Here is a 20,850-nt window from a genome sequence, read left to right on the forward strand (position 1 = left end):
GGGATCAGCCTTCGGGATAGCGGTGGAGCTGGTTGAGCATCTTGCAGACCATGGCGCTCCATCCGGTCTGGTGGGAGGCACCCACTCCACTTCCATTGTCGCCGTGGAAGTATTCGTTGAACAGGATCAGATCGCGCCAGTGGGGATCGGTCTGGAACAGCTCCACATCTCCCAGGAAGGGACGACGGCCCCGGCCGTCGCGGCGGAACAGCCCCACCAGCCGCTTCTCCAGCTCGAGGGAAGCCTGCCAGAGGGTGATCCAGTGGCCCGAACGGGTGGGGAACTCCACCTGGAAGCTGTCGCCGTAGAAATGGGCGAACTTCTGCAGCGATTCGATCAGCAGAAAGTTCATCGGCATCCACACCGGCCCACGCCAGTTGGAGTTCCCCCCGAACATCGCCACCGGGCTGTCGGCCGGGCTGTAGGCGAGGGTCTGGCTCTGGCTCCCTTCGGTGTAGGTGTAGGGGTGCTGGTCGTACACCTTGGAAAGGGAGCGGATGCCATGGGGGGAGAGAAACTCCTCCTCATCGAAGAGCCGCTCGCAGATGCGCTGCAGGCGCTCCCTGGGCACCAGGGTGAAAAGCACCCGGTCGTTGTTCCAGATTCCCAGGTTTTCCACCATCCAGGAGGGTGTGGTGCGCTCGTGGGTGAACCAGGCCAGGGTCTGGGTGACATCAAGCATCGGCAACCGTGCCACGGTGTCGATGTCGAAGCTCTGCACCGCCAGCAGGGGCACCAGGCCCGAGAGCGAGCGGGTGCGCAGGTAGTCGACGCTGCCGTCGGGACGCTTGATGACGTCGTAGTAGAAGCCGTCCTCCTCATCCCAGTTGAGGTAATTGCGGCCGGCGGGATTGTTGAGGGCGATCGCCAGCTGCACGAAGTCCACCACGAAGCGTTCGCAGATGTCGGCGTACTCCGGCTCTTCGCGGCTCAGCTCCACGGCGATCTGCAGCAGGTTGAGGCTGAGCGAGGCCATCCAGGCCGTGCCGTCGCACTGCTCGATGATGCTGCCGTCGGCCAGGGGGAAGCGCCGATCGAACACGGCGATGTTGTCGAGTCCCAGGAATCCCCCCTCGAACACGTTGTCGCCGGAGCGGTCATTGCGGTTGGCCCACCAGCCGTATTCCAGGATCAGCTTGCGCAGGGCGGCGCGCAGGAAGCCCAGATCGGCGGCATCGCTGTTCTTGCGATCGATCTGATAGATGCGCATCGCCGCCCAGGCGCCGATCGGGGGATTGGGGTCCGAAAGGGCCCACTCATAGGCGGGGGTCTGGGCGTTGGGGGCGGTGTACTGGGGCTTGCGCAGCAGCATGCACTGCTCCTTGGCCGTGGCCGGGTCGAAGACGGCGAAGGCCACGGCGTGGAACATCAGATCCCACTGGCAGAAGTAGGGGTATTCCCAGCAATCCGGCATCGAGATCACGTCGTGGGCGTGCAGCCGCTGCCAGTAGGCGTTCGGGCTGCGGCGGCGCTCCGGAGGCGGCGGCGCCCCGGTGGGGTCGCCCTCGAGCCAGCGCATCACGCTCCAGCCGTAGTACTTCTTGCACCACAGCAGCCCGGCGGTGCCCGCCAGGTGGATGCGGCGGTCGTCCTCGGACAGCCCCGGCACCCGATGCTCGAAGTACTCCAGCCATTCCCGCTCCCGTTCGCGGAAGATCGCCCCGAACGTCTCCCCGAGCTCGGCCGGGCCCGGCGCGGGGCCGTCGCGCCGATGCAGCCGCAGCTCCACCAGCCACTCCTCGCCGGCGGCCAGGGTGCGCTGCAGCACACGCCCCGCCTTGCTGCCCACCAGGGCCGGGTTCACCGCGCCGGTCTCCCCGTCGACCACATGGCGATGGAAGCCGTCCTTCTGGAAGGGCGTGGCGTTGGGCTGACCCCAGAGTCGCTCGCTGTTGGTCTCGTTATCGGTGAAGATCCAGCTGCCGGGCTCCCGGCAGTCGAGCTGGTACACCCCCAGGTGGGGGAGCGCCTCGGTGACGATCGAAGGACCGCCGGCGTCAGCGAGGGGGCGGATCCGATGCTCCACCTCATCGGGATAGCCCCAGCGCCAGGTGTTGCGCAGCCACAGGCTGGGCAGCAGGGTGAGGGGGGCGGGATCGGGACCGCGGTTGGTGGCCCGGATGCGGATCAGCAGGTCCTCCGGGCCGGCCTTGGCGTATTCGATGACCACATCGAAGTAACGGCTCTCGTCGAAGATGCCGGTGTCGATCAGTTCGTATTCGGGCTGGTCGCGGCCGCGGCGGCCGTTCTCCTGCCGCAGCTGTTCGTAGGGGAAGGCCCCCTGCGGGTACTTGTAGAGCCCCCGCATGAAGCTGTGGGTGGGGGTGTTGGCGAGATGGAAGAAGTAGTCCTTGAGGTCCTCGCCGTGGTTGCCTTCGGGGTTGCCGAGGCCGAAGGGCCGTTCCTTGAGGATCGGATCCATGCCGTTCCAGAGGGCCAGCGAGAAGCACAGGCGGCACTGGTCGTCGCAGAGGCCCAGCAGGCCGTCCTCGCCCCAGCGGTAGACGCGGGAGCGGGCGTGGTCGTGGGGGAAGGAGCGCCAGGCGTCCCCGTCGGCGGAGTAGTCCTCACGCACCGTGCCCCACTGACGCTCGCTCAGGTAGCTGCCCCAGAGGCTCCAGGGGGCGAGGCCGTGGTCGCGCTCGGCCATGCGCCGGGTCTCCGACGGGGTGATGGCGTCGATCGCGGCGGGGCTGGGGACGCTGGCCGTCACAGGCAGGCCTTCAGGGCGGCGCCGATGCGCAGGGCATTGGCGATCACGGTGAGCCCCACCCCCACCGAAGGACAGGAGGGCAGCACGCTGGCATCGACGATCCAGAGGTTGGCCAGCTCGTGGCTGCGGCCCTCCAGGTTGACCACCGAGGTGGCCGGATCCGAGCCCATGCGGCAGGTGCCGCAGGCGCCGCCGATCACCGGCAGGGGGGCTTCGCCGCGGGGGTGGGTGGGGGCGGCCTTCGCCACCAGGGTCAGGGGGTCGGCCTCCACGGCCTTGAGGCAGTCGATCCAGCGGTAGACGAGCCGGTCGTGGGCCTCCCGGTTGTTGGCCGTGTAGTGGATCTGCAGGTTCTGACCCCGCAGGGCGACGCGGTTGTGGGGATCCGGCCGCACGGCACTCATCGCCCACCAGGTGATCGAACGGGCGGCCAGCTGCTCGAGGCCGAAGTCCGGCAGCAGGCGGGTCACCAGGGAGAGCACCGGTGGTGATTCGGCGAAAAGGGCGTCCTGGAGCACCCCGCCGCCGCTCTGGATCGAACCGAGGGGGAAGTCGACGTTCCTGTCACCCCAGTAGAAGTCGGTGATGCCATGGCCGCGGGCGTAGCGGCCCGAGTTGGGGGCGGCCGCCAGCTGCAGGATCGAGGTGAGCTGGGGCTTCATCAGGTTGCGGCCCACCTGGTCGGAGCCGTTGGCCAGGCCACGGGGGTGGTGGTCGGTGGCGGAACGCAGCAGGATCTCCGGTGTGCCGATGGCCCCGGCGGCCAGCACCACCTGGTGGCTGCGGAACAGCCAGCGCTGGTGGTCGATCTCCACCTCGACGCCGCGCACCTCCTGGCCCGACGGGTTGACGTGCAGCTGCAGCACCCGGGCGTTCTCCCTCACCGTCACGGTGCCGGCGCCGCGCGCCGGATCGACGCCGAACAGCTCGGCATCGCCGGTGGGGTCGACCGTCGACTCGGACCAGCTCAGGGGCAGGTCGTAGGGATGGAGCCCCTGGCGCTCCAGGGCGGCGCGCAGCTCGACCAGGAAGGGCTCCACCGGTCGCGGTGCGGCGGGATAGGCGCCCTGCATCGGGGGGGCGGTGGGGTCGGCACCGGCCACGCCGTGGACGCGATAGAGCGTTTCGGCCTGCTCGTACCAGGGGGCCAGCTCGTCGTAGCGCAGCTCCCAGTCCGGGGACGGACCCTCCTGGAGCGCCACGCCGGTGAACTCCGCCTCGCGCATGCGTTCGAGCACGCCTCCCCAGATCTTGGTGTTGCCGCCGATGGCATGCACCATCTGGGGGGAGAAGGGATCACCGTCGGTGCCGAACCACTTCTCCTCGGGGTGGTACCTCGGCTTGCGGAACAGCCCCACCTCGGCCACGTTCTGATCGGCCTGGGGCATCACCCCACCACGCTCCAGCAACAGCACCGTGTGGCCCCCATCGGCGAGGGCGGCCGCCAGGGTGCCGCCACCGGCGCCGCTGCCGATCAGGATCACGTCGTAGTGGGTGTCGTCGATGATCATGGTTCAGGCTCTCCAGACGTAGAGCAGCACGAACAGGATGATCCAGATCACATCCACGAAGTGCCAGAACAGGGAGGTGGCGATGACGCCTTCTTCTCCCCGGTCGTAGTTGCCGGGGACGAAGGATTTGGCCAGCATCAGGCCCATCAGCAGGATGCCGGTGAGTACATGCAGGCCATGGAAACCGGTGAGCAGATAGAAGGTGCCACCGAAGGTGCCGGAGGTGAAGCCGAAGCTGAGGCCGCGCCACTCCACCGCCTGGCCGTAGAGGAAATAGGTCCCCATGGCCATGGTCAGCAGCCAGAAGCCCCGGAACAGCCAGATCTTCCCCTTGCCCTTGAAATGCTCGGCCACCACCATCGTGAAGGAGCTCGACACCAGCACCACCGTGTTGATCAGGGGCAGGCGCCACTCCAGGCCCTCCACGCCGGCGGGCAGCCAGTCGATGGCGGAGAGCCGCAGCAGGGCATAGCCGCTGAAGAACGCCAGGAAGATGACGCTCTCGGAACACAGAAAGATGATGAACCCGGTGAGGTTGTGGTTGGCGTGCTGCCCTTCGCCATGGGGATGGGGGGCGGCAGCGTCGTCGCCGGGGGTGAGGGGGGTGCTGCTCATCGGTTGGCGTCCTGAAGGGTGAGGGTGCGCTCGATCTCGGCCTGGTGCTCCACCAGCGGCTCCCCGCTCCCGTAGCCGTAGGGGCGGCTGATCACCGTCGGAACGTGCTCACCGAAGTTGTCCTCCGCCGGAGGGGAGGGCAGCAGCCACTCCAGACCGATGGCGTTCCAGGGGTTGTGCGGGGCCTTCGGCCCCCGGGCCCAGGAGCTGATCATGTTGAGCAGGAAGGGGATGATCGACACCCCCAGCAGGAAGGCCCCCAGGCTGGCCAGCACGTTCCAGAAGGCGAACTCCGGGTCGTAGGAGGAGACCCGCCGGGGCATGCCCATCAGCCCGAGCGGGTGCATGGGCAGGAAGTTGAGGTTGGCACCGATGAAGGTGAGCACGAAATGCAGCTTGCCGAGGCCCTCGTAGGGCATGCGGCCGGTGAACTTGGGGAACCAGTGGTAGATGGCGGCGAACACCCCCATGACGGCGGCGCCATAGATGACGTAGTGGAAGTGCCCCACCACGAAGTAGGTGTTGCTGACGTGAATGTCGATCGGCACGGTGGCCAGCATGATGCCGGTGATGCCGGCGAAGACGAAGTTGAACAGGCCGCCCAGGCAGAACAGCATCGGGGTGGTGAGCCGGATCTTGCCCCGCCACAGCGTTCCCAGCCAGGCGAACACCTTCACCCCGGTGGGCACGGCGATCAGCATCGTGGTGACCATGAACAGGTTGCGCATCCACTGGGTGACGCCACTGGGGAACATGTGGTGAACCCAGACGATCAGCCCCAGGCCGACGATGATGAAGGAAGCCAGACACACATAGACGTAGCCGAACAGCGGCTTGCGCGAATAGACGGGGAACAGCTCCGAGAAGATGCCGAACACCGGCAGGATGATCACATACACCGCCGGGTGGGAATAGAACCAGAAGAAGTGCTGATACAGCACCGGGTCGCCGCCCCCTTCCGGCCGGTAGAACGACGTGCCGACGCTCAGATCCAGCAGCAGCATCACGGCGCCGCCGGTGAGGGCGGGCAGGCCGATCAGCTGCAGGGTCTGGGCGGCGAGGGCCGTCCAGCAGAACACGGGCATGCGGAAGAAGCCCATGCCCGGCGCCCGCATCCGCAGGATCGTGGTGACGAAGTTCACCGCGCCCATGATCGAGGAGACGCCGGAGAGGGCCACCGCCAGCACCCAGAGGAACTCGCCGTTGATCAGGTGGCCGAGGGGATTCTGGAGACTCACCGGCGGATAGGACCACCAGCCGGAGGTGGCCGGGCCGCTCGGCACGAAGAAGCTGGCGATCAGCAGGATGCCGAACACCGGCACCAGCCAGAAGGCGGCGGTGTTCAGTCTGGGGAAGGCCATGTCCGGGGCGCCGATCATGGTGGGAATCAACAGGTTGTTGAGCCCGTTGAGCACCGGAAAGATGAACAGGAACAGCATGATCGTTCCGTGCATCGTGTAGAGGCCGTTGTACACGGTGCGATCCACCAGATCGGCCTCGGGTGTGATCAGCTCGCCCCGCATGATCATGGCCAGCAGGCCACCGACCAGGAAGAAGAAGAAGGCCACCACGATGTACTGGATGCCGATCACCTTGGCATCGTTGCTGAAGCCGAAGTAACGCCGCCAGGAGGCGGGCGGTTCGGGGGAGAGGGCGGTGCTGGTCATGGCCTCAGGCGTCGTGGGGAAGGGAGCTGGAACCGGGAGCGTTCACCTGGGGCGGCGGGGCCGGCACCACCGTGGGCCAGCCGCTGCGGGGGTTGCTCTGGCGTTCGGCGTATTCGGCGGAGGCCACGCTGAGGCCGGGCTGCAGGGGGGCCGCGGCGGCCTGCTTCAGCCAGGCGGTGTGGTCGTCGGCCGTCTCCACCACCACATCGGCCTGGTTGGCGGCGAACCAGGTGCCGCTGAACTGGGAATCCCGCAGGCGGTAGCGCCCGATGCGGGTGGGGGTGAGGCTGAAATCGATCGCCCGGCCAGGGATCACGTCCTGCTTGAGCCGGAAGGCCGGGATGAAGAAGCCGTGCAGCACGTCCTCGGAGACCAGGCGGAAGGTGACCGGCCGATCCAGCTCCAGGTGCAGCTCGGTGCTGGAGACGTGCTCGGCGGGGTAGCGGAATTCCCATGACCATTGCCGGGCGATCACCTCCACCTCCTCCGCCGGTCCCTGGCCTTTCGGGGCTGCCATCGCCATGGGCAGGGGTTCGCTCAGATGGACGTGTTCCATCGGGCCCAGCACCCCGAGCTCGGTGTTGACCTGGATGGCGTACCAGGCGATGGCCATCACCAGCACCAGCGGAATGGCGGTCCAGATCACCTCGAGGCGGGTGTTGCCCTCGATCGGCTCGGCATCGCTCTCGTCGTACTTCTCGGCCCGGTGCACGAGCACCACCCAGGCCATCACCGAGATCACCCCCAGGAACACGAAGGTGCCGACGCCGGTCTCGAAACTGAACAGGCCGTCCACCAGCGGGGCGGCATTGGAGGCCTGCACCGGCAGCCACCGCAGGGACTGCCCCGCCACCCAGAGGCTGACCAGCAGCAGCAGGCCGACCCAGAGGGCCAGGGCGACGAGGGCGATGGGGCCGGGGCGACGCGGGGGGGCGGAGGTCATGGGAAGGGGGCCCTCAGGGAAGGGCGTCGCGAAGGTCGGCGCCGTTGGCCAGGAGCTGGTCGGCGGTGATGTGGACCCCGAATTCGGCCGCCAGTTCGGCACCGAGGGTGCCGTGCAGGCCGATCACGAGGAACAGGGCCAGGCCCACCAGCAGGTAGAGCCACTGCACCTGCCGGCCCATGTCCCGGCGCCAGAGAAAGCGCTGGTAGCCGCGCCACACCGTCATGGCGATGATCGCCAGCAGGATCGCCACCCCGCCGACGCCGTGCCAGAGCATGGTTTCCATGCTCTGGAGGCCGATGCTGCTGGTGACGCCCGGCACGGGGACCGCCAGCAGCATCTCGAAGAAGCCCGCCGCCACGGTGAAGAAGCTGACGATGGCGCAGGCCAGCAGGTTGTACCAGCCCACGTCGTGGAAGCCGGCCCGGGTGATCGGCAGGGCCAGGAAGCGGAACACCCGCTTCTCGATCGGATAGAGGGCCCCGACGATGTCGAAGGCGATGGCGATCACGAACAGGCCGATCGTGAAGTGGACCAGATTCGGATGGATCGGCAGGCTGTAGGGCAGGTCGTTGGGCCCCAGCCAGTCCCCCAGCTGCTGGATCGGCGCCTCGGCCGGGAGCACGGAGAGGTCCATCAGATCAGCCCGGCCCGTCCGGCGGCCACCACCGGCACGGTGTGCAGGCCGTACACCCAGATCAGCTGGTTGCCCAGGGTGACCTGCACCACCACCAGCGCGGCCAGCACCCCGCCGGCGGCCAGGAAGGGGAGCGGCAGGGTCTCGGGATCGCGGTTGCGCAGCACGTAACGCCAGCCGGTGAGGACCGAGAGGATGCCGGCCAACGACCATCCCAGGGTGCTGTGCAGGTTGAGGATCGCCCGGGAGGCGCCATAGGGATCGGCCAGCCCGGCCTCCACCTGGCCGAAGATGATCGCCACGAAGATCGCCCCGGTGGCGAACAGCAGATTCCAGAAGCTGACTTCAAACAGATTCGGCCGTCGCAGCACGACACCGATCAGATCGAAGACCACGCTGATCACCGCCATGGCGATGACGAAATGGACCACGATCGGATGGAGGGTGTCCATCCAGGGCAGGTTGTGGTCATTGAGGGCTGGCAGCAGTTGCTGCATGGGCACCGGCCACGCTGTGCCCCTTCACCATGGCCAGGCTCCGGCGGCTGGCCTGGGTCTGTGAGGATTTATTGCAGGATTGTGGCGATATGCCGACGTGGCCGGGAGCTCGCCGTTTCCGGGATCCTCCCTAGCTTTCAGGCAACCCGCGGACCGCATCGATGGCGAAGGAACGCTTCTTCCTCGAGCTGGAGCCGGGCGAGGCCGTGATGAAGGGCTGGCCCCATGTGGTGATCGTGGGTGGGGGGTTCGCCGGCCTGAAGGCGGCCCACCGGCTGGCCGGCCAGCCGGTGCGGGTGACCCTGGTGGACAAGCGCAACTTCAATCTTTTCCAGCCCCTGCTGTATCAGGTGGCCTCCGGTCTGGTGTCGGAAGCGGATGTGGCGACGCCGCTGCGACTGCTGCTGGCCAGGGCGGCCAATGTGCAGGTGCTGCTCGGTGAGGTGGTCGATCTCGATGCCGCCTCCCGGGAGGTGGTCTTCAACGATCGCCGCCTGCGCTACGACAGCCTGATCCTGGCCACCGGCTCCGGCAGCACCTACTTCGGCCATGAGGAATGGCGGGAACTGGCGCCGCCGATGAAGATCCTCGAGCACGCCGATGAGATTCGGCGCAGGGTGCTCACCGCCCTGGAGGAGGCTGAGCAGACCCCCGATCCGGAACGCTGCCGCTTTCTGCAGTCGGTGGTGGTGGTCGGCGGTGGCCCCTCCGGCTGCGAGCTGGCCGGATCGATCAACGAGCTGATGCGCCACGCGGCACGGCGCGACTTCCGCCAGCTGGATCCCGGCCTCTGCCGGGTGGTGCTCGTCGATCCCGGCGACCGGGTGCTGCGGGCCATGGATCCATCCCTGTCCCAGGCGGCCGGCGATTACCTCGTTTCCCGCGGTGTGGAGCTGGTGCTGGGGGGGCGGGTGCAGAGCATCGAGGCCGGACGCCTCACGGTGGCCTTCAAGTCGCCGGCACCGGGAACCCCCGGTGAACGGGTGCTGGAGGCGGCCACCATCTGCTGGAGTGCGGGGGTGCGGGCCTCCCATCTCGGCAAGCTGCTGGCGGAGCGCACCGGCTGTGCGGTCGACCGCGGCGGGCGGGTGGTCGTGGAGCCGGACTTCTCGATCGCCGGCCATCCGGAGATCCGGGTGGTGGGCGATCTCTGCTCCTATTCCCACACGGTCGACGGCAAGCCCCTGCCGGGCATGGCCGGCCCGGCGGTGCAGATGGGGGGCTGGGTCGCCCTCGACCTGCTGGCCCAGCTGGGGGGGCGGCGCCAGGCACCCTTCCGCTGGTTCGACTTCGGCAGCATGGCGGTGATCGGCCCCCTCTGCGCCGTCGCCGACCTGCGGGGCCTCAGGTTCACCGGTCCCCTCGGCTGGCTGCTGTGGGGCCTGGCCCACCTGGCCTTCATGCCCGCCAACGAGAACCGCCTCACCCTGCTGACCAAGTGGCTGTGGATGATCGCCACCCAGCAGCGGGCCAGCCTGCTGATCACCGGCCGCCCCGACCAGCACCTGGGTGTGGAGGTGGGGCTGGAGCGGGCCGAACGGGTGGAGGACCCTGCGCCGGCCCCGGCGGTGAACCCCGCGGCGTCCTCCACGGAGCAGCCGGCGGCGGCCTAGGCGCCGGTCCGTTCAGAGGCCGGGGCTGCTGTGCATCAGGCCGCCGTCGGCGAAGATCGTGGTGGCGGTGATGTAGCTGGCGGCGTCGCTGGCCAGGAAGCCCACCACCTTGGCGATCTCCTCCGGCTGGGCCATGCGGCCCATGGGAATGGCGGCGTTGAGCTTGGCCAGCAGCTCGGGATTGTTCATGGTGGAGTCGTTGATCGGCGTGGCCACCGCGCCGGGGCCCACATTGACGATGGTGATGCCGTGGGGCGCCAGCTCCAGGGCCGCGGTGCGGGTGAGCATGCGGACGCCGCCCTTGGCGCAGCAGTAGGGGGTGTTGTCGGGCATCGGCCAGTCCTCGTGCACCGAGGAGATGTTGATGATGCGGCCGCCGCCGCCCTGGGCGATCATCTGCTTGGCGGCGAACTGGGTGGCGAAGAACACACCGCGCAGATTCACATCGAGAACCTTGTCGAAGTTGTCCGGGGTGGTGGTGAGGATCGAGGTCCGGGTTTCAATGCCGGCGTTGTTGATCATCACATCGAGCCGACCATATTTCTGCACGGTGGTGTCCACCAGCCGCTGCAGGTCATCAAGCTTGCCCACATCGGCCTGAACCCCGAAGCTGCAGCCGCCATAGGCGCCGATTTCACGCTCCAGTTCCTCGGTGGCTTCGGGATGGGAGCGGTAATCGATCACCACCTTGGCACCGAGTTCGGCCAGATATTCCACGATTGATTTGCCGATGCCGCTGTTGCCGCCGGTGACGATGGCGACCTTGCCCTGCAGCAGGGTGGACAGGGCCTTGCCGGCCAGGGGGTTGGAGCTCGTCATCGGGTGCGGCCAGGAAAGGAATGGGGAGGGATGTCCACGCTTTCATCCTAGGGACGCCCAAAGGAGCGGCCCTTGATAGGGATCGTTGCGGCGACGGACAACGCACCACCGGGATACGGTGACCGTGGCATCACACCGGAAGGCCCCTACGCTGAGGCACGAGCGAGGGGAACCAGCCCGATGGACGGCGAAGCGTTGCAGGGGCCGGACAGCAACGGGACCCGCAATGGGCCGGGGAAACCTTCGGTGGCCAGGGGGGCGGCCCTGCTGGTGGCGGCCTTCCTGGCCAATACGTTGCAGAGCGCGTTTGCGCGGGCGGTGGGCAGCGCCATGGATGCGCTGATGTTCACCTGGCTGACGTTTGTGCTGGCGCTGCTGCTGCTGATTCCCTTGCTGGTGATGCGCGGCGGGCGCGATCTTCCCACGCGGGTGTTCCCGCTCCACCTGCTTCGTGGCGGCATGGGCATGGCCGGGTTTCTGCTGTTCATGTCGGCGGCCAAGCTGGTGAATCTTGTCAACGCCAATGTGCTGCTGAACACGACGCCCATGTTCATCCCGTTGCTGGCCTGGCTGGTGCTCAGGCAGCGCATTCCCCCCAGCCTGTGGAAGGCCCTGGCGGTGGGATTTGCCGGGATGGTGATCGTCGTTCAGCCCAACGCCAGTCTCCTTGACAAGCCCGGTGACCTGCTGGGATTGGCGGCCGGATTCGTCTGCGCCATCGAATTTCTGGCGGTGAAGGCCCTGGGCAGAAGTGAGTCCGCCCTGACGCAGCTGGTCTACTTCCTGGCCATCGGCGGTCTGGTCTCCAGCCTGATGATGGTCGGGCAGTTCCACGCCATCAGCCCCGATCAGTTCCTGTGGGTGCTGGCCTCGGCCCTCTGTCTGCTCAGCTTCCAGTTTCTGCTGATCCGCGCCTACAGCTATGCCGATCCCAGTGCGATCGGGGCCTTTCAGTATTCCTCGGTGGTCTTCGCCGGCCAGATCGGCTGGGTCTGGTTCGGCCAGATCCCCAATGCCGGCGTGATCGTGGGAACCGTGCTGATCTGCGTCGGCGGGGTGCTCAGCCTGGTGGGGCAGAACCCGCCCCCACCGGCGCCCGGACCGATGACGCTGGCCGGCCCATGACGCTGACCCTTCCCCACATCGACAGCCTCGGCTTCACCACGGCCGATGCCGAGGCCAGCGCCGCCTTCTTCGAGACCTGCCTGGGCTTCCGGCGTCTGGGGGAGGCCCGGGAGCTGGAAGGGGGCGCCTATGGGGCCCTGGTGGGGCTGCCGGCCGCCCGCCTGCGGGCGCTGCGGCTGGCGATCGGGGCGGAGGTGCTAGAGCTCACCGAGGTGCTCACGCCGGGTCCGGGCGTCCGTCCGGGGCGACCGATCCCGGCCGCCTCCCGCAGCAACGACCGCTGGTTCCAGCACGCCTGTCTGGTGGTCAACAGCCTGGAGGCGGCCCTGGCGGCGCTGCAGCCGGCCTTCGCCGCCGGCCGGATCGCGGCGATCTCCTCGGCGCCCCAGCGCCTGCCGGACTGGAATGCGGCCGCCGCGGGCATCGTCGCCTTCAAGTTCCGCGATCCGGACGGCCATCCCCTGGAGCTGCTGCAGTTCCCGCCGGACAAGGGGGAGGCCCGCTGGCATGGCGACGCCCCCGGGCCGGTGCTGGGCATCGACCACAGCGCCATCGGCATCGCCGACACGGCCGCCAGTGGTCGCTTCTACCGCGAGCTCCTGGGCCTGGCCGCTGGCGGCGACGGCGTCAACAGCGGCCCGGAGCAGGATGGTCTCGACGGTCTGGTGGGCACCCGGGTGCGCATCACGGGCCACCGCTGCCCCAGCGGCGCCGGGGTCGAGTGCCTCGACTACCGCGAACCCACCGGTGGCCGGCCCATGCCCGCCGACCAGGGCCTCCAGGACCTGGCCCACTGGCAGCTGCGCCTGCGGGTGGCCGACCTGGAGGCCATCGCCGACCGGGCCGGGGCCCTGGGGGGGCGGGTGATGTCGCCGGGGATCGTCGCGCTCGGGGATCAGGCGGAATGGCTCGGGGCTAGCCGGGCCCTGCAGCTGGCGGATCCGGATGGCCATCGCCTGCAGCTGCTGCAGGACTGAGGCCCACCACCAGCACCACGATCGAGCGGGGGCCCAGGGTGTAGGTGTCTGCCTCCAGGGCCGGCGCGCTGATCCAGGGCACGATGTCCTCCGGGCTGGGCCGGGAGGTGTCGATCCAGCGGCGCCAGTTCGGCTGGTCGCCCTCGGCAGCGGGCAGCCGGAAGTGCAGCGGCTCCCACCAGGCGTTGACCATGGCGTGCCAGCGGAACCGGTGGTCGACGCTGGTGATCGTGGCGGCGAAGGCGTGGGAGCTCTCGCTCCAGTCGGGCCGGTCGGGCTCGACCCCATGCCAGCGGACGTGGTGGCGCCGCACCAGCTCGCCCAGGCTGAGGTTGCGGGCGTTGACCACCACGTCGCGGCGCTGGCGGTAGGCGAGCAGCTCCCTCACGAAGCGATGCAGGTCGGCGTTGCGCTCCAGCAGCGACCAGTCGAGCCAGCTGATCGGGTTGTCCTGGGCGTAGGCGTTGTTGTTGCCCTGCTGGCTGCGGCCGAGCTCATCGCCCATGGCCAGCATCGGCGTGCCCACCGCCAGCAGCAGCATGGTCAGCAGGTTGCGGCTCTGGCGGGCCCGCAGGGCCAGGACCTCGGGGTCGCTGGTGGGCCCTTCGACGCCGCCGTTCCAGCTGGCGTTGTCGTCGCTGCCGTCGCGGTTGCCCTCGCCGTTGGCCCCGTTGTGATTGCCGTTGTAGCTGACCAGATCGGCCAGGGTGAAGCCGTCGTGGCAGGTGATGAAGTTGACGCTGGCCTCCGCCTCCCGCTGCTTGTGGCCGTAGATGTCGGGGCTGCCCATCAGGCGCTGGCCGACGCTGGCCGCCAGGCCCCCATCCCCCTTGATGAAGCGGCGCACGTCATCGCGGAAGCGGCCGTTCCACTCCTGCCAGTTGTCGCCGACGAAGCTGCCCACCTGATAGAGGCCGCCGGCATCCCAGGCCTCGGCGATCAGCTTGGTCCCGGCCAGCACCGGATCAGTGTCGATGTCCCAGAGGATCGGCGAGAGGGGGGTGGGTCGGCCGGTCTGGTCCCGGTCCAGCACCGAGGCCAGATCGAAGCGGAAGCCATCGACATGCAGATGCCGCACCCAGTGGCGCAGGCTTTCGCGGATCAGGCGCCGCACCACCGGGTGGTTGGCGTTGAAGGTGTTGCCGCAGCCGGTGACGTCGATGTAGGTGCCATCGCCGTTCTGCAGGTAGTAGTCGCCGTCCGCCAGCCCCCGGAAGCAGAAGGCCGGCCCTTCGGCGTCCCCTTCGGCGGTGTGGTTGAACACCACATCGAGGATCACCTCGATGCCGGCGCGGTGCAGCGCCTTGACCAGGTCGCGGAACTCGTCGATCACCGCCAGGGGGTCGGCGCTGCAGGCGTAGCCCGGGTGGGGGGCGAAGAAGGAGACCGGCTGGTAACCCCAGTAGTTGCGCAGGCCGGCGGGGGCCGCCAGGGGATCGAAGGCGAACACCGGCAGCAGTTCCACCGCCGTGATGCCCAGGTCCTGGAGGTAGGGGATCTTGCTGATCAGGCCCCGGTAGGTGCCCGCCTGCTCCGGCGGCAGGCCGGCGCTGGGGTGGGCGGTGAAGCCGCGCACGTGCAGCTCGTAGATCACCGCCTCGCGGGAGGGCCGGTGCAGGGGCCGATCCCCTTCCCAGTCGTAGGCGAGCGGGTCGGCCACCACGCTCTTCATGGCGGTGCCCCAGTCGCCGGCGCTGCAGCGGCCGGGGGCGCGGCCGTAGTCCGATGGCATCGCCAGGGCCAGCCCGTGGGGATCGAGCAGCAGGTTGGCCGGATTGAAACGCAGGCCCAGCTGGGGCTGCTGGGGCCCCTCGACGCGCCAGCCGTAGGGCTGCCCCGGCCCGATCCCCTCCAGCCGGCAGTGCCAGTAGTCGCCGGTGTGGTGCCGGTCGGGGTCGAGGGCGACGCGCCGGCACGGCACGGCATCGTCGACCCGTGCGAACAGGCACAGCTCCACCGCCGTCGCCCGCCGGGCATAGAGGCTGAAGTTGACGCCGCCATCGCTGAGCGAGGCGCCCAGGGGGGCACTGCTGCCCGGGGACGGCGGGGCCGCCGTGCATGAGGTCATGGCGTCGGCAGGGGTGGAAGGGACAGGGGCGTCCCCTCCGCATGATGGCCAGGACCCCCTGGTTTCGCCCGGCCGCCCCGCTGCGCCGTCCGCCGACCCTGCTTACGGTGAGCCGGCAAGCCCTCCAGCTGGTGCGCCCGCCGATGGATCTCGAGATCGTCACCCTGCTCGTGCCCACCGGCCCATCGGTGGCGGCCGGTGCTGGGCTGCTGGTGCTGCGGCTGTTCGTGGGGGTGGCCTTCATCCGCCACGGCTGGCCGAAGCTGCGCAACCTGCGCACCTGGTCCACGGCGATGAAGACGCCGGAATGGCTCTGCTTCCTCTCGGCGGCCTCGATGTGGGGCGCGGGCATCGCCCTGATTCCCGGTCTGCTCACCCCCCTGGCGGCCCTGGCGATCCTGGTGTCGATGGCCTACGCCATGGTGCTGGAGCTGGTCTCGGGATTCCCGTTCATCGCACCGGATCCCTATCAGATTCCCGAGGGGGACTACGCCGGCCCGATGGGCGTCGGTGAGCCGCCCAGCTGGGAGAAGGCGGCCATGTACGTGGTGATGTGCCTGGTGCTGATCACCTCCGGCGGCGGTCTGCTGTCCCTCGACAACCTGCTGATCGCCGACCTGCTGCGCGCCCTTCTCTGAAGGATCGCCAGGGGCCTTCGGCTTGATCAGTCGCGCTCCGGCGATGCCGCGGAGCGTTGATCCTCCCGCTCGCCGCCCCAGTACTTGAAGGCCAGCAGGGCCAGGGTCACCACGGCCATGCCGGCGCCGGGGAAGAAGATGTCGGCGCCGGCGACGGAGTGGGCGGGGTCGTCGGGGTCGAAGCTGTTGAGCAGCTCGAGGAAGGAGATCGCCATCGCCAGGATGATGAAGTTGGCGAACATGCCCTTCACTTCGTGGAAGTTCCGGAAGCTGAGGGTCTTCGGCAGCTTCAGCTCGCTGATGAACAGCGAGAACATGCCGATCGCCAGGGCCAGACAGCCCGTTCCCACCAGCAGCAGGTCGATTCCCTCGAGAATGTCCATCTCGAAGCGGTTGAGATCCACCAGGTCGGTGATGCTCACCAGGGCCAGTCGCAGCTGCTCCAGGATCAGCCGGCTGCCGCGCAGGAACAGGGCCAGGCAGCTGGCCAGCAGCGCCAGGATCGGCACCAGGGTGAGGTAGCGGGCGCGCAGGAGCAGGCGGTGCAGCATGGCGGTGCGGCGTGGATGGGGTTTCAGGGCAGGGGGGGCAGGCGCGGACAGGCCTCCACCAGGGTGCGGGTGATCGCCGCCTGGGGGTGGGCCAGCAGCTCGGCACCGGCCCCCTGCTCGACGACGCGACCACCGTCGAGCACGAGGACGCGATGGCAGAAGCCGCCGGCCACCGAGAGGTCGTGGGTGATGAACAGCATGCCCAGGCCGAGCTGGCCCTGCAGGCGTCGCAGCAGGGCCAGCACGTCGGCCTGGACCTCGGCGTCGAGCATGCTGACGCTCTCGTCGCAGAGCAGCACCTGGGGGCCCAGGATCAGGGCGCGGGCGATCGCCACCCGCTGCTGCTGACCGCCCGAGAGCTGGCGGGGCAGGCGGTCTTCGAAGGCTTCGGGCGGATCGAGCCCCACCAGCACCAGCTGCTCCCGGGCGCGGCGGCGGGCCTCCGGGCGGCGGGCCAGTCCATGGATCAGCAGGGGGTCGGCCACCGCCTCCCCTACGGTCATCTGGGGGTTGAGGCAGGCCAGGGGATCCTGGAAGACCATCTGCAGGCGGCGCCGGGCCCGCCGCAGCGACCGCCCCCCCAGGCGCCGCAGGTCGACCCCCTGGAGCCGCACCGCCCCGCCCCGCACCGGCGCCAGCCCCATCAGGGCGCGGCAGAGGCTGCTCTTGCCACAGCCCGACGCCCCCACCACACCGATGGTCTCGCCCTCGTGCAGGGTCAGGCTGATCCCATCCACCGCCTTGATCCAGCGCGGCCGCCAGGGCAGGGAGGGCAGGGGGTGCCAGCTGCGCAGCTCCTCCACCTCCAGCAGCACCGGTGCGGCGGCGGGGGCCACGCTGCGCCCGCCCTCCCGCTCCCGGGCGGCGCCCACCAGCCGCCGGGCCAGGGGCGAGGCCGGGGCGGTGAGCAGCCGGAGGCTCGGGGCCTCCTCCACCAGCCGCCCCTGGTCGAGCACGGCGATGCGGTCGCACCAGCGGCCGGCCATGGCCAGGTCGTGGCTGATCAGCAGCAGGGCGCTGCCGGTTTCGGTGCAGAGCTCGCTCAGCTGGGCCATCACCTGGCCGGCCACGGCCACATCCAGGCTGGTGGTCGGTTCGTCGGCGATCACCAGGGGCGGGTGCAGGGCCAGGGCCAGGGCGATGGCCAGGCGCTGGCGCATGCCGCCGCTGAATTCGTGGGGGAAGCTGCCGTAGCGCTCCGGGGCGATCCCCACCCGGGCCAGCAGTTCCCGGGCCCGCTCGCGGCCCCCGCCGCGGTGGGCGGCCAGGGTGTCGCGCAGGTGCTCGCCGATGGTGAGCAGGGGATTGAGCCGGGTCATCGGGTCCTGGAACACCAGGCCCACCGCCTCGCCCCGCAGCCGGCGCAGGGCGGCGCGCCTGAGCCGGCGCGGGTCCTGTCCCGCCAGCAGCAGCTCGCCGTCGCAGACGCTGCCCGGGGGCAGCAGCTGCAGCACGGCCCGGGCCACGGTGCTCTTGCCGCAGCCCGAGGGACCCACCAGGGCCAGCCGTTCGCCGGGGCTGAGGGTCAGGTCGAGCCCATCGAGGGTGGGCCGCTCACTGCCGGGGTAGCGCACCTGCAGACCACCGATCCGCAGCACCGGGGCCGCGGGCAGGGACGGGGCGGGCAGGGCCATGGACGACACCGGCGGCGCCCAGTCTGGATGGCCGAATGCGCAAATCCCCTGGTTCGTGACGATTGCCCCATACCATGGGTACACCCTGAAGGGTGTGATGCTGAGGGTGGCACCGGATCCAGGTTCCTCTCCGCTGGCCTACGCCTCGGCCGCACCTTCTGCTGCTCCAGAGGGGACGCGGGAAACGACGCAGGAGCCTCCCGCGGCCCTGGAGGCCCCGGCATCCCTGGCTGCCCCCGAGCGTGACTACGGCGTCCCCCTGCCGGCCTGGCTGCGCCAGAGCCTCCAGCAACGGCAGCCCGCCGACGCGGAGGCGCGCCCGGTGGATCCGGAGGCCCTGGTGGCCACGGCCTTCGACTTCGCCTACCAGCTCCACGACGGCCAGTTCCGGGCCAGCGGCGAGCCCTACATCGTCCATCCGATCGCCGTCGCCGGTCTGCTGCGTGACATCGGCGCCAGCGCGGCGGTGATCGCCGCCGGCTTCCTCCACGACGTGGTGGAAGACACCCAGGTCACCCCGGAGGAGATCGAAGCCCGTTTCGGCGAGGAGGTGCGTGCCCTGGTGGAGGGGGTCACCAAGCTGGGCGGCATCCATTTCACCAACCGCACCGAGGCCCAGGCGGAGAACCTGCGCCGCATGTTCCTGGCCATGGCCAGCGACATCCGGGTGGTGCTGGTCAAGCTGGCCGACCGGCTGCACAACATGCGCACCCTCGGCGCCCTCAAGCCCGAGAAGCAGCAGCGCATCGCCCGGGAGACCCGCGACATCTACGCCCCCCTGGCCAACCGCCTGGGCATCGGCCGCTTCAAGTGGGAGCTGGAGGACCTGGCCTTCAAGGTGCTGGAGCCCGAGTCCTACCGCGATGTGCAGCAGCAGGTCGCCACCAAGCGCAGCGAACGGGAGGAGCGGCTCGGGGCCACGGTGCAGCTGCTGCGCGACCGGCTGGTGGCGGCGGGCCTGCAGGACTGCGAGGTGAGCGGCCGGCCGAAGCACCTTTACGGCATCTGGAGCAAGATGCAGCGCCAGCAGAAGGCCTTCCACGAGATCTACGACGTGGCGGCCCTGCGGATCCTCTGCCCGAGCGTGGAGAGCTGCTACCGGGCCCTGGCGGTGGTGCACGACATCTTCCGGCCGATCCCCGGGCGCTTCAAGGACTACATCGGCCTGCCCAAGCCCAACGGCTACCAGTCGCTGCACACGGCGGTGATCGGCCGTCACCGGCCGATCGAGGTCCAGATCCGCACCACGGAGATGCACCAGGTGGCGGAGTACGGCATCGCCGCCCACTGGAAGTACAAGGAGGGGGGCTCGCCGGCCGCCGGCGACACCGAGCGCTTCAACTGGCTGCGGCAGCTGGTCGACTGGCAGAAGGACGACGGCGGCGAGGACAGCAGCGACTTCCTGGCCTCGATCAAGGAGGACCTCTTCGATGAGGAGGTGTTCGTGTTCACCCCCAAGGGGGATGTGGTGGGGCTGCGCAAGGGCTCCACCGCCGTCGACTTCGCCTTCCGCATCCACTCGGAGGTGGGCAACCACTGCCAGGGCGTGCGCATCAACGACCGCCTCTGTCCCCTGGCCACACCGCTGCAGAACGGCGATTTCGTGCAGGTGATCACCGCCAAGAACGCCCACCCGAGCCTCGACTGGCTCAACTTCGTGGCCACCCCCACGGCCCGCAATCGCATCCGGGGCTGGTACAAGCGCAGCCACCGGGACGACAACATCCAGCGGGGCACCGAGATGCTGGAGCGGGAGCTGGGCCGCGACGGCTTCGACGCCCTGCTCAACGGCGAGGCGATCGCCCGGGTGGCCAAGCGCTGCAACCTGGTGGGCACCGAGGACCTGCTGGCGGCCCTGGGCTTCGGCGGCGTCACCCTGCAGCAGGTGCTGAACCGCCTGCGGGAGGAGGTGCGCCTCAGCACCGCCGCCGCCGCCCCCGTCCCCACCAACGAGGAGGTGGCCGCCGGGGTGGCCGCGGCCCAGCCGCGCCAGACCCCCCACGGGCACCCCTCGAACAGCCCGATTCTGGGGCTGGAGGGGCTGGAGTACCGCCTGGGGGGCTGCTGCAGCCCCCTGCCCGGGGAGGCGATCGTGGGCACCGTGGCCCTGGGCAACCACGGCATCACCATCCACCGCCAGGACTGCGCCAACGTGCCCCAGGTGCCGGTGGAGCGGCGGCTGCCGGTGCGCTGGAACCCCCTCGGCGAGGCCCAGCAACGGCGCTACCCGGTGCGGCTGCGCATCGAGGTGCTGGATCGGGTGGGGGTGCTCAAGGACATCCTGATGCGCCTCTCCGACCACCGCATCAACGTCAGCGATGCCCGGGTGCGCACGAGCGCCGGCAAGCCGGCCCGCATCGACCTGCGGGTCGAGCTGCTCAGTGCCGCGCAACTGCGCACCACCATGGACCAGATCCGCTCGATGGCCGACGTGCTCGACCTCTGCCGCACCGGCATCGGCTGAACCTGCCGGCGGACCGGCCCCGTCAGGCGGCGGCCCGGCGGGCCCCCAGCAGCACCTGCTTCATGCTGCCGTTGGCCTGGAAGGACAGCACCAGCAGATAGGCCGCCAGAAACAGAATCCCGCCCACCGCGGCCAGCAGGCCCAGGCCGAGTCCCCTGGCGGAGAAGTCATGTCTCCACGCCACCCAGAGGCCCGTGAGCAGCAGCAGGCCGAGAAAATCCAGATCGAACTGCCCGGGCCAGCCCATCCCGCGGAGGTCCGACAGGAAGACACTCACCAGGTCGATGCCATGGTGCGCCACCACCACCGCTGTGTAGCCGGCCACGGCGAGCCACAGCAGCACGAGAGCGGCACGCAAGGCGGTCATGGTGGGAGGTC

Annotated in this window: 17 protein-coding genes; 5 read left to right on the forward strand and 12 right to left on the reverse strand. The window is 69.3% G+C overall.

Annotated elements, in window-relative coordinates; translation table 11 throughout:
• Window positions 1-4 precede the first annotated feature (4 nt).
• The 7 genes from L107_RS10455 to L107_RS10485 are packed head-to-tail and all read right to left on the reverse strand — an operon-like array spanning window position 5 to window position 8,583.
• Window positions 5-2,713: a glucosidase gene (locus tag L107_RS10455; RefSeq protein WP_159818607.1), complete on the reverse strand. Its 2,709-nt coding sequence runs from the start codon at window positions 2,711-2,713 to the stop codon at window positions 5-7.
• On the reverse strand, window positions 2,710-4,224 hold the full coding sequence (locus tag L107_RS10460) for a GMC oxidoreductase (protein ID WP_159818609.1): 1,515 nt from the start codon (window positions 4,222-4,224) through the stop codon (window positions 2,710-2,712). The genes L107_RS10455 and L107_RS10460 overlap by 4 nt, the downstream gene beginning before the upstream one ends.
• A 3-nt stretch (window positions 4,225-4,227) precedes the next feature.
• Window positions 4,228-4,839, reverse strand: a complete 612-nt coding sequence (locus tag L107_RS10465) for a heme-copper oxidase subunit III (RefSeq protein WP_159818611.1) — start codon at window positions 4,837-4,839, stop codon at window positions 4,228-4,230.
• Window positions 4,836-6,506 (reverse strand): cbb3-type cytochrome c oxidase subunit I, encoded by a 1,671-nt coding sequence (locus tag L107_RS10470; protein WP_159818613.1) that lies wholly within the window; start codon window positions 6,504-6,506, stop codon window positions 4,836-4,838. Before L107_RS10470 ends, L107_RS10465 begins: the two co-directional genes overlap by 4 nt.
• Window positions 6,507-6,510: 4 nt before the next feature.
• Window positions 6,511-7,449 carry a cytochrome c oxidase subunit II gene (locus L107_RS10475; protein ID WP_159818615.1) on the reverse strand — a complete coding sequence of 313 codons (939 nt, stop codon included), beginning with the start codon at window positions 7,447-7,449 and terminating at the stop codon, window positions 6,511-6,513.
• Window positions 7,450-7,462: 13 nt separating this feature from the next.
• Window positions 7,463-8,086, reverse strand: coding sequence for a DUF2231 domain-containing protein (locus L107_RS10480; RefSeq protein ID WP_159818617.1), 624 nt, complete (start codon window positions 8,084-8,086; stop codon window positions 7,463-7,465).
• Complete coding sequence (locus tag L107_RS10485; RefSeq protein ID WP_015110318.1) at window positions 8,086-8,583, reverse strand: DUF2231 domain-containing protein; 498 nt, start codon at window positions 8,581-8,583, stop codon at window positions 8,086-8,088. The genes L107_RS10480 and L107_RS10485 overlap by 1 nt, the downstream gene beginning before the upstream one ends.
• A gap of 161 nt (window positions 8,584-8,744) precedes the next feature.
• Between L107_RS10485 and L107_RS10490 the strand changes: the two genes are divergently transcribed.
• Window positions 8,745-10,196 carry an NAD(P)/FAD-dependent oxidoreductase gene (locus tag L107_RS10490; RefSeq protein WP_159818619.1) on the forward strand — a complete coding sequence of 484 codons (1,452 nt, stop codon included), beginning with the start codon at window positions 8,745-8,747 and terminating at the stop codon, window positions 10,194-10,196.
• A 12-nt stretch (window positions 10,197-10,208) separates the two neighbouring features.
• Here L107_RS10490 and L107_RS10495 read toward each other — a convergent pair whose 3' ends face one another.
• A complete protein-coding gene (locus tag L107_RS10495) occupies window positions 10,209-11,015 on the reverse strand; it encodes an SDR family NAD(P)-dependent oxidoreductase (protein WP_106219397.1) in 807 nt (268 codons plus the stop codon).
• 246 nt (window positions 11,016-11,261) lie between these two features.
• On the opposite strand from L107_RS10495, the gene L107_RS10500 reads away from it, so the two are divergent.
• Window positions 11,262-12,140: a DMT family transporter gene (locus L107_RS10500; protein ID WP_159818621.1), complete on the forward strand. Its 879-nt coding sequence runs from the start codon at window positions 11,262-11,264 to the stop codon at window positions 12,138-12,140.
• On the forward strand, window positions 12,137-13,117 hold the full coding sequence (locus tag L107_RS10505) for a VOC family protein (protein ID WP_236550627.1): 981 nt from the start codon (window positions 12,137-12,139) through the stop codon (window positions 13,115-13,117). Before L107_RS10500 ends, L107_RS10505 begins: the two co-directional genes overlap by 4 nt.
• On the opposite strand, the gene glgX is transcribed toward L107_RS10505, so the two are convergent.
• On the reverse strand, window positions 13,056-15,185 hold the full coding sequence (glgX, locus tag L107_RS10510; RefSeq protein ID WP_159818623.1) for a glycogen debranching protein GlgX: 2,130 nt from the start codon (window positions 15,183-15,185) through the stop codon (window positions 13,056-13,058). The two genes, L107_RS10505 and glgX, sit on opposite strands and share 62 nt — an antisense overlap.
• Window positions 15,186-15,229: 44 nt before the next feature.
• Here glgX and L107_RS10515 point away from each other — a divergent pair, with 44 nt between their 5' ends.
• Entirely contained in the window at window positions 15,230-15,823 is a 594-nt protein-coding gene (locus tag L107_RS10515; protein WP_236550628.1) for a DoxX family protein, read from the forward strand.
• 26 nt (window positions 15,824-15,849) lie between these two features.
• On the opposite strand, the gene L107_RS10520 is transcribed toward L107_RS10515, so the two are convergent.
• Window positions 15,850-16,374: a YqhA family protein gene (locus L107_RS10520; protein ID WP_159818625.1), complete on the reverse strand. Its 525-nt coding sequence runs from the start codon at window positions 16,372-16,374 to the stop codon at window positions 15,850-15,852.
• A 23-nt stretch (window positions 16,375-16,397) separates the two neighbouring features.
• Window positions 16,398-18,008: an ABC transporter ATP-binding protein gene (locus tag L107_RS10525; protein WP_159818627.1), complete on the reverse strand. Its 1,611-nt coding sequence runs from the start codon at window positions 18,006-18,008 to the stop codon at window positions 16,398-16,400.
• A gap of 97 nt (window positions 18,009-18,105) precedes the next feature.
• On the opposite strand from L107_RS10525, the gene L107_RS10530 reads away from it, so the two are divergent.
• Complete coding sequence (locus L107_RS10530) at window positions 18,106-20,472, forward strand: bifunctional (p)ppGpp synthetase/guanosine-3',5'-bis(diphosphate) 3'-pyrophosphohydrolase (RefSeq protein ID WP_159818629.1); 2,367 nt, start codon at window positions 18,106-18,108, stop codon at window positions 20,470-20,472.
• Window positions 20,473-20,494: 22 nt separating this feature from the next.
• Here the strand turns inward: L107_RS10530 and L107_RS10535 are convergent, their stop codons facing one another.
• Window positions 20,495-20,830 carry a hypothetical protein gene (locus L107_RS10535; RefSeq protein ID WP_201295867.1) on the reverse strand — a complete coding sequence of 112 codons (336 nt, stop codon included), beginning with the start codon at window positions 20,828-20,830 and terminating at the stop codon, window positions 20,495-20,497.
• Window positions 20,831-20,850: the final 20 nt, after the last annotated feature.

Origin of the sequence: Cyanobium sp. Copco_Reservoir_LC18, assembly GCF_009834675.1 — a bacterium.
Lineage (GTDB): Bacteria > Cyanobacteriota > Cyanobacteriia > PCC-6307 > Cyanobiaceae > Cyanobium > Cyanobium minutissimum.

Coding starts and splice junctions, on each gene's coding strand:
- L107_RS10465 (WP_159818611.1), bottom strand. CDS start 4,839: ATGAGCAGCACCCCCCTCACCCCCGGCGACGACGCTGCCGCCCCCCAT.
- L107_RS10530 (WP_159818629.1), top strand. CDS start 18,106: ATGCTGAGGGTGGCACCGGATCCAGGTTCCTCTCCGCTGGCCTACGCC.
- L107_RS10475 (WP_159818615.1), bottom strand. CDS start 7,449: ATGACCTCCGCCCCCCCGCGTCGCCCCGGCCCCATCGCCCTCGTCGCC.
- L107_RS10515 (WP_236550628.1), top strand. CDS start 15,230: ATGGCCAGGACCCCCTGGTTTCGCCCGGCCGCCCCGCTGCGCCGTCCG.
- L107_RS10480 (WP_159818617.1), bottom strand. CDS start 8,086: ATGGACCTCTCCGTGCTCCCGGCCGAGGCGCCGATCCAGCAGCTGGGG.
- L107_RS10470 (WP_159818613.1), bottom strand. CDS start 6,506: ATGACCAGCACCGCCCTCTCCCCCGAACCGCCCGCCTCCTGGCGGCGT.
- L107_RS10505 (WP_236550627.1), top strand. CDS start 12,137: ATGACGCTGACCCTTCCCCACATCGACAGCCTCGGCTTCACCACGGCC.
- L107_RS10460 (WP_159818609.1), bottom strand. CDS start 4,224: ATGATCATCGACGACACCCACTACGACGTGATCCTGATCGGCAGCGGC.
- glgX (WP_159818623.1), bottom strand. CDS start 15,185: ATGACCTCATGCACGGCGGCCCCGCCGTCCCCGGGCAGCAGTGCCCCC.
- L107_RS10520 (WP_159818625.1), bottom strand. CDS start 16,374: ATGCTGCACCGCCTGCTCCTGCGCGCCCGCTACCTCACCCTGGTGCCG.
- L107_RS10490 (WP_159818619.1), top strand. CDS start 8,745: ATGGCGAAGGAACGCTTCTTCCTCGAGCTGGAGCCGGGCGAGGCCGTG.
- L107_RS10485 (WP_015110318.1), bottom strand. CDS start 8,583: ATGCAGCAACTGCTGCCAGCCCTCAATGACCACAACCTGCCCTGGATG.
- L107_RS10495 (WP_106219397.1), bottom strand. CDS start 11,015: ATGACGAGCTCCAACCCCCTGGCCGGCAAGGCCCTGTCCACCCTGCTG.
- L107_RS10525 (WP_159818627.1), bottom strand. CDS start 18,008: ATGGCCCTGCCCGCCCCGTCCCTGCCCGCGGCCCCGGTGCTGCGGATC.